Origin of the sequence: Rothia sp. ND6WE1A (genome assembly GCF_001683935.1) — a bacterium.
In the GTDB taxonomy this organism is placed as follows: domain Bacteria; phylum Actinomycetota; class Actinomycetes; order Actinomycetales; family Micrococcaceae; genus Rothia; species Rothia amarae.
Map to the genome: position 1 here is coordinate 1 of NZ_LXTU01000029.1, position 7799 is coordinate 7799.

Genomic DNA, 7799 nt, shown 5'->3' on the forward strand with positions numbered 1-7799 from the left:
ATTTTGGCGATTGGTCTGCGCTCGGGTGCTTCGGTGGCAGTAAAGGCTTTAGACGGTTCTTCGCGGGCAACTTCGCTGGTGGCTGTGCGACTTTTGGAAGCGTGCGGTTATATTTCTGCCGCCCTTGCCGATGAGTGCGTTGATGCGGTCGTCAGACCCATTTTCGGTGGCGGTGAGCCCGTCGGTTCGATTGAGCTAGGCTTGGCAGTTGAAGAGTTGAAGGAGTCTCTGGGAGCTGATTCCTAATGGCGATTCGGCGCAGAATTTCTGAGGACGACGGTGCAGCAGCAATTTCTGCGGTTCGTGCAGCGCTTTCCTCAGATTCACCGGAAGCTTCTTTTCAGGCACTCTCGCGCAACCAGCGCGCCACTGCGGTGCGCTATCTTTTGGAGGAGTTAGCCACCCTCTCCCCCGGTAACTCGGTGGAAGTCCGAGTGCCGCCCTTCGGCGTCACACAGTGTATTGCCGGTCCGCGACATACACGCGGAACCCCACCAAATGTGGTGGAAATCGACGCTTTCACCTGGTGTTCGGTTGCGTTGGGCGTATCTACGTGGGAAGAGAACGCCACTAAGATTTCCGCTTCAGGGTTACGTTCGGATTTATCAGATCGGATGCCGATTCTTTAAGACGCACGGCGCCCAGCCGTCGCTACCTATGCCACCTTCGAGAACACACCATTTGCCCACCAACACAGCTAAGAACCGTGTGCTGTGGGCATATGGTGTGCTTTCGATTTCGGGCACAAACCCCTGGCCAGTCTCATACGGTAACGTTAAGACCCATGAGCACCGAGCAAAATACCAGCCCCACCTCGCGCACAACACACCAGGACGATCACAGCGATCAGATTGTAAGTGTCCGTCGTGCCCCGTCTATCCCGGCATTCGCCATTACAGGTGGGGTTATCGGTCTAATTGTGGCAACTCTGCTTACCTTCATCTTCACCCCCCCTGAGATGCTAACCCTGGACTATTCTCGTTCAGCTGTATTCGGCGTCCTGGCAGTAGTTATCGGGGCAATTGGCGCGACCGTCGGCATCATCATTGCTCTGATTCTCGACCGTCGTTCGGCAAAAAATCCGGAAACTCTACGTGCCGTTGAAACATCTGACCAATAAGACCACACCTCACGTCTCAATATTTCTCCACTCAACCAGTGCTATCGGTTACACTGGTTAGCGTCTGAGCAAACAGAAATACACCAATTTCTAAGAGCTTCTACCGCATCTCCAACCTCGAAAAGATGGCATTCATTGGTTCGTCCTGACGGAAAACTCACACACGATCTCGATCCAATCGACCACGGCCCCAAAGACGAATGTGGTGTCTTTGGCGTTTGGGCACCGGGCGAAGACGTCGCAAAACTGACCTACTACGGTCTCTACGCTCTGCAGCACCGAGGCCAAGAATCCGCTGGTATTGCAACCAGCGATGGCAACCGCATTAGCGTGTACAAAGATATGGGTCTCGTTTCCCAGGTTTTTGATGAATCAACGCTCGCTCCGATGAAAGGGCATATGGCGGTTGGTCACTGCCGTTACTCCACCACCGGTGCTTCCCACTGGGCTAATGCGCAGCCTACTCTGGGCGATATTCCTTATGGCACGCTGGCGCTTGCGCACAACGGCAACATCACTAACTCTGCTGAACTCTACGACCGTCTGCTAGAGCGCAACGGCGGCGACGCTCCGTTGCGTGGCGAGCTGGCGCAGGGCAACACTACCGACACCGCCTTGGTAACGGCACTTCTTGATAACAGCGATTTTGGTTCGCTCGAAGACGCCGTCCTCGATTTACTCCCCTCGCTTCAGGGCGCTTTCTGCCTAACGTTTATGGACGAGCACACCCTCTACGCCGCACGCGATCCGCAAGGGGTTCGACCGCTGGTTCTCGGCCGTCTTGAACGCGGCTGGGTAGTGGCATCTGAAACTGCTGCGCTGGACATTGTGGGCGCATCGTTCGTCCGCGAAGTTGAACCGGGTGAAATGATTATCATCGACCGCGAAGGTGGTCTCCGCTCACGCCGCTTTGCCGAAGCAAAGCCTGCCGGGTGCGTCTTCGAATACGTGTACTTGGCTCGCCCTGATACCACCATCAACGGACGCTCGGTCTATGAGTCTCGTGTGGAAATGGGTCGCCAGCTCGCCCGCGAACACCAAGTTGAGGCTGACCTTGTGATGCCTACCCCTGAATCCGGTGTGCCTGCAGCGATTGGCTACGCCGAAGAATCAGGTATTCCGTTTGGTAACGGTTTGGTGAAGAATGCCTACGTGGGGCGAACCTTTATTCAGCCCTCGCAGACCATCCGCCAGCTCGGCATCCGGCTCAAACTCAATCCGCTCAAATCAGTGGTCGAAGGCAAGCGTCTCATCGTCATTGACGATTCGATCGTTCGCGGCAACACCCAGCGCGCCCTGGTCCGCATGCTGCGCGAAGCCGGCGCTGCCGAAGTGCACGTTCGTATTTCATCGCCGCCCGTTAAGTGGCCTTGCTTCTACGGCATCGACTTTGCGTCCCGCTCCGAGCTCATTGCAAATGGGCTGGCAGTGGAAGAGATTTGCAATTCGCTCGGCGCTGATTCGCTGGGTTACATCTCTGAAGAGGGCATGATTGCCTCCACCAAGCAGGAACGCAAAAATCTGTGCACCGCATGCTTCACCGGCAACTACCCTATTCCGATTCCCGAGCGAATCGGCAAGAATCTCTTTGACACCAAGGACGGCTCTGCGGGCCCGCTTTCTAGCTCCATTGCCGAGGTGACCGTTGAGCGCCCCGTCGCGCACAAGCCCGAACATGCCCACGCGGTTTCGGTAGAGACCCGCCCCGGCACCGAAGAGCTGGAAAATAAGTTAGCTACCGAGCCTAACACCGCCGGTTCCTGCGAGCCCGGCCCCGATTCTGATTTAGAGAACCTCGTTCTGCCCGAAGATAAAGAACCCGCAGATCAAGCAACCACTGAGAAGGACAACTCATGAGTGAAACCCCCAACCCAGTAACTTACGCCTCCGCAGGTGTGGACGTCGAAGCCGGCGACCGCGCGGTCGAACTCATGAAAGACGCCGTCAAAGCAACTCACGGCCCCGGAGTTGTGGGCGGAGTAGGTGGCTTTGCCGGTCTCTTCGATCTCTCTGTTCTCAAGGATTTCAAGAAGCCTTACTTGGCGACCTCTACTGACGGCGTCGGCACCAAAGTTGCTATTGCGCAGGCACTCGATATTCACCACACCATCGGTCAAGACCTGGTGGGTATGGTGGTCGATGACATCGTAGTTACCGGTGCTCGCCCTCTCTTTATGACCGACTACATCGCTACCGGCAAGGTAGTTCCCGAACGCGTCGCTGATATTGTGCGCGGTGTTGCAGAGGGTTGTTCGCTCGCTGGAACCGCTTTGGTAGGTGGCGAAACAGCCGAGCACCCCGGTCTTTTGGCGGAGAACGAATACGACGTCGCAGGTGCGGCAACCGGCATTGTTGAAGCCGACGAGTTACTCGGCCCAGATCGCGTTCGTGAGGGAGATGTTCTCATCGCGATGGCATCTTCAGGCATCCATTCCAACGGCTATTCGCTGGTGCGCAAGGTAATCAACGTGGCAGGCTGGGGGTTGGAGCGTCAGGTAGACGAGCTCGGTCGCACCTTGGGTGAAGAACTGTTAGAGCCAACCCGTATTTACACCGCAGACTGCCTTGATTTGATGGAGGCTTTCCCCGTCAACGGTGAAGATGGTCAGACCGGGTCCGGTATTCGTGGATTCTCCCACGTAACCGGTGGCGGATTGGCGGCTAACCTGGCGCGCGTCCTCCCGGTAGGAACTGTTGGTTTGGTTGATCGTTCCACGTGGGAAATTCCCGCGATTTTCCGTCTCGTCGAAGAGCTCGGCGGGGTGCCCCAAGCTGATTTGGAACGCACGCTGAACCTGGGTGTAGGCATGATTGCCGTGGTTGATTCTTCAGTTGCCGATGCCGCTGTTGCGCGCCTGAATGACCGAGGGCTTTCCTCGTGGATTCTAGGTACCGTGCAAAAGGACGACGGTTCGTACTCCTCGAACTCTGATTATGTTCAGGGCGCTAAGGGTGTGGACGGCGGCGCGGCGGTTCTGCTGAACCAGTACCGCTAGGATTTTACGTTCCAACCGGTTCCCTCCCGTTGAGGTGTAAGAAAGGGTCAACTTTTCGTGAAAAAGTTGACCCTTTCTTGTACCTCAACGCTTTAGAGGCGGAGAGGCAAGATCGGGTTTCGGCGCCCGCCCTGGCCCCGACCCATTACTGCTAGCTAAAGTGACGTTCTGCGCTCCATTTTTGCGCCCCAGAACGCCACTTTGACTGTACCTAGCTAACTTTCGCCCAAGCCTAACCCACTAACTCGCGACGTCGACGCGCGGGCGGCAGCTCCCCCTGCGAGGCTGCGACCGGGGCGCGGATAGCAAAAGATGCATCCGGTCGTAAAGTTTCCAGTGCTGTCTCACGCTCGCCAAAAACCCATCGCTTCTGCGCCGCGAAACTCAGGGGAACCAGGGTAGCTTCAACCAGCACCTTGGCAACAATGAGTGGCAGACCAGTCCAGGTGAAAAGTTCTATCAGTCCAGCGTTGGTGGCAAGAATGCCCGCTGCCAGCACACCGTAGCGCACCAGGGACGTGCGGGTGGCAGGTGCCGCGCCACCGTCGTGCAAAATGACTCGGTTCAAGGCAAAGTTGCACAGAGCAGATACCAAACGCGCACAGATTACCGCTGGAACCACGTGCATTCCCAACGCTACGAAACTCAACAAAGCGACCGTATCGATAGCGAATCCAGCCAGTGAGGTAGCCAAGAACCCCAGCAGGGGAGCATAGATTTTTAAGGAATCGCGTACCGGCCGGAAATGGCTGGTGGGATTACCGGGCTCGTAAACTTTTGTAATCGCCACCTGCTCAATCAGCATGTCGGTGCGAGTGGCTCGCAGCAGCATGGTGAATTCATAGTCGTAGCGGTTTCCCGGAATCATATCGAGCCAGGGCAGCAGCTCGGGGGTAAAACCGCGCAAACCGGTCTGTGTATCAATTACTTTTTGCCCGGTAGCGAGTCTAAAGAATGCAACCGAAATGGCGTTGCCCCATCGAGAGCGCAAGGGCGCTCGGGCAGGCTCAGGTGCCAGTGGATCATCTACCGTGCGCACACCCAACACCATTGCTGAGAGACCCTGTTGAGCGCGTAACTCTGTTGCCACGCCCACCGCAAGGATGTCGGCGGCCAGGTGCTGGCCATCGGCATCGGCGGTAATGACGCACTGCCCCGCCCGGTTTTCCCGACACCAGATGAACCCCGCGCGCAGCGCCGCGCCTTTGCCGCTGTTTTCTGCCAGGGTAAGGATGCGAACCCGGTAGCTGAGGGCTTCGGCCACGCGGAAGATGGGGCTATATTTTTCGCCTGAGCCGTCGTCCACAATGAGTATCTCAATCCGCGACTGACTTGAGGAAACGCGAGAAATGAGTTTCTTGCACAGCTCGACGAGCGATTCGTCAGGGCGATAAGCAGGAATCAGGATAATCATGATGCCGCTCCTGCAATATAGAGAATGTCGCTGGTTCCGCGTTCTTCGCCCTTGCCCAGTGGATTATTGACGAGCGAGCCGTTGAAGAGCATATCGGTGGAGCCACCACCGTCGATGTTGTAAGCGGTGGTACAGCCGAGATCGATGAACATTTGGGCAAATTCGGTCATGGTGACGCCGCGGGAGTAACCTTCGGAACGCCCGTCTACTGCAAGAACCATCAGGTGGTTATCGCCGATGACGCCGATGCCCGTGCGAGGCTGCTCTCCCTGAATCGAGTGGTTGCCGAAGTTTGTATCCACTTCATAATCTTCGATACCGCTGGCAACTGCGCCGTCGCTTATCAGAGAGGGACCGAAGGAAAGAGTGTTCCAGACTCCTGCATCGACCAGGGTTTGAGCGTTTGTGGTGGTTTCGTCGTAGACCTTGACCGAGCCGTCGCGGTAGAAAGCGAGACCTTCGCGAGCGCTGGCGTCACGGTATACGACGCCGTTGCGGATGACGATTCCCGTTTCGCGGAAGCCGTAGTAGTCGCCGTTGATTGCCCAGATTGCATTGTGTTCGGCGGCGATGGCGGTGGGTACGTCGATGATGTTCAAACCGAATTCGTTGTTGGCGAAAGCCGATTTGAGAAGGGTGGCATCGTCGAGTTTGATTTCGGCGGAGAATGCGGTGACGGTATCGTTACCTGAGCCGTTGACGATTTTGTTGATGGCTATGGAACCGTTATCTGCGGTAAGTCCGCTGTCTGTCACCGAGACGTTGGTGAGCTCGGTTGTTGCAGCTTTGGTGCTCCCTGAGGATGCCGTTGCGGCGGCTTCGTAGGCGGCGACGTCGGAGATTTCGGTGTGTTCGGCGAGGTAGCGGTTGTATGCCCAGCCACCACCCAGGCCTGCTGCGGCAAGTGCGCCGACTCCTCCGAAGAGGGCTGTGCGGCGGGTGGTTTTTTTCTGCCAGAAACCGCGGTTTTGGTCGACGGCGGTGGAGCCAGTGGCTGGTTGTTGCTGGGTAAGGGGTTCAGTGGGGTGCTGTTCGGTCTTTGTCATGGTTTAAGCATGTGGTGCGTTCCCATGTGCAGGATTTGCCAAACCTATGCCTCTCCTGTGAAACACGGAAGCCTACTCTCAAGTGAGGAACACTCCCAGTTCGGCGCGGCGTCGGCAAAAGCACCTGAGCTAAATTTTGTTAAACAAAACAGCCCCGGCGCGTTGCCGAGGCTGTCTTGTGATGTGCTGATTGCCTACTATCCGGTTTCCCGGTTAGCGGCGGCGATCGGCGTAGTCGTCAGTGTACTTGTCTGCGTACGCTGAGTAGTCATCTTCGTCGTCATAGGTTGACGCCGGAGCTGCACTTGATGAATTTTTTTTGGCACTACTGAGCTCACGTTCAAGCGCAGTGTAGTCGGTCTCGGGGCTGTAGTACTTCATTTCCCGAGCCTGCCGTGTTGCTTTAGCCTTTTGACGGCCGCGCCCCATGGCGTGACCCCCTTTATCCGTCGGGTCCGCATTTGGCTACCGTGCAGGCGCACTTAAGCCACCGGAATGCTTACAGTTTTCTTTTCTTAAGCGTACATGTTTTTAGCGTTATATGCAGATTGATATCCCGCTGGGCGAAAATTCACCTGAAGTTTTTTTGAGGCTGACCCCGAAAAATGCAGAGAATCTACACTTTTCGGTGCCAATTTATCTTTTGTAGTTACTTCAGCATGTGTTGTAAAGAACCTTAGTTATTCCAATATTCAATACATTCGTGAATTACTGAGCCGTAACGGTGCCAGCATCTTCACCATTGACCTGCAAGGTATAAGTTTCACCCGAGGTAATTCCTTCCGCAGAGGCGAAGAAAAGTTCAGTTCCCTTATCGGTAACCGTGTAGGTTGCCACGGTCTTGCCTGAAGAATCCACCACGGTCACGGTGTCACCTTCTGAAGTGCTCAAATCGGTTGATTTGATATATCCCTGGTCGTCCGCGGCGGGCGCCACGAACATATCCGAGGTTCCACCAGCCAGAAGTGTTCCGCCCGTTAGAGTAAAGTCCCCGGCGGTATCAAAGACGCCATTGCCGCCTCGTGAGGGACCGTTGACAGTCAGAGTACCTCCGCTCATGGTGGCAGTACCGTTAGAGTCGAAGCCATCGCCTTCAGCAGTCACATTGATGGTGCCGCCGGTAACAGTAATGCTGGCGTCTTCAACGGTGTCCATGCCACCGCCACCACCCATGTCACCTGAAGGCATCTGTCCCTGCTGCTGATCGGTAGTACTTGAATCGG

The 7799-nt window shown here is 56.0% G+C and carries 8 protein-coding genes and 1 pseudogene; 5 read left to right on the top strand and 4 right to left on the bottom strand.

The annotated features are described in order from the left end of the window. The 5 genes from A7E48_RS03265 to purM all read left to right on the top strand — a co-directional run. On the top strand, nt 1–246 hold a 246-nt coding region (locus A7E48_RS03265; RefSeq protein WP_198924118.1), incomplete at its 5' end, for an asparaginase. After that, entirely contained in the window at nt 246–629 is a 384-nt protein-coding gene (locus A7E48_RS03270; protein ID WP_068169405.1) for a sterol carrier family protein, read from the top strand. The genes A7E48_RS03265 and A7E48_RS03270, both read left to right, overlap by 1 nt. 155 nt (nt 630–784) lie before the next feature. After that, on the top strand, nt 785–1120 hold the full coding sequence (locus A7E48_RS03275) for a hypothetical protein (RefSeq protein ID WP_083147164.1): 336 nt from the start codon (nt 785–787) through the stop codon (nt 1118–1120). A 135-nt stretch (nt 1121–1255) separates the two neighbouring features. After that, nucleotides 1256–2977 carry an amidophosphoribosyltransferase gene (gene purF, locus A7E48_RS03280; RefSeq protein WP_068169412.1) on the top strand — a complete coding sequence of 574 codons (1722 nt, stop codon included), beginning with the start codon at nt 1256–1258 and terminating at the stop codon, nt 2975–2977. After that, a complete protein-coding gene (gene purM, locus A7E48_RS03285; RefSeq protein WP_068169414.1) occupies nt 2974–4116 on the top strand; it encodes a phosphoribosylformylglycinamidine cyclo-ligase in 1143 nt (380 codons plus the stop codon). Before purF ends, purM begins: the two co-directional genes overlap by 4 nt. A gap of 232 nt (nt 4117–4348) precedes the next feature. Here the strand turns inward: purM and A7E48_RS03290 are convergent, their stop codons facing one another. The 4 genes and pseudogenes from A7E48_RS03290 to A7E48_RS11100 all read right to left on the bottom strand — a co-directional run. Further along, the gene (locus tag A7E48_RS03290; protein ID WP_068169418.1) at nt 4349–5530 is read right to left on the bottom strand and encodes a bifunctional glycosyltransferase family 2/GtrA family protein; all 1182 of its coding nucleotides are present in this window, start codon (nt 5528–5530) and stop codon (nt 4349–4351) included. After that, a complete protein-coding gene (locus tag A7E48_RS03295) occupies nt 5527–6576 on the bottom strand; it encodes a phosphodiester glycosidase family protein (protein WP_068169422.1) in 1050 nt (349 codons plus the stop codon). Before A7E48_RS03295 ends, A7E48_RS03290 begins: the two co-directional genes overlap by 4 nt. Nucleotides 6577–6789: 213 nt before the next feature. Then, nucleotides 6790–7005, bottom strand: coding sequence for a DUF3073 domain-containing protein (locus A7E48_RS03300; RefSeq protein WP_068169103.1), 216 nt, complete (start codon nt 7003–7005; stop codon nt 6790–6792). A gap of 279 nt (nt 7006–7284) precedes the next feature. Then, nucleotides 7285–7799 (bottom strand): annotated as a pseudogene (locus A7E48_RS11100) (carbohydrate-binding domain-containing protein); the annotation flags it as partial.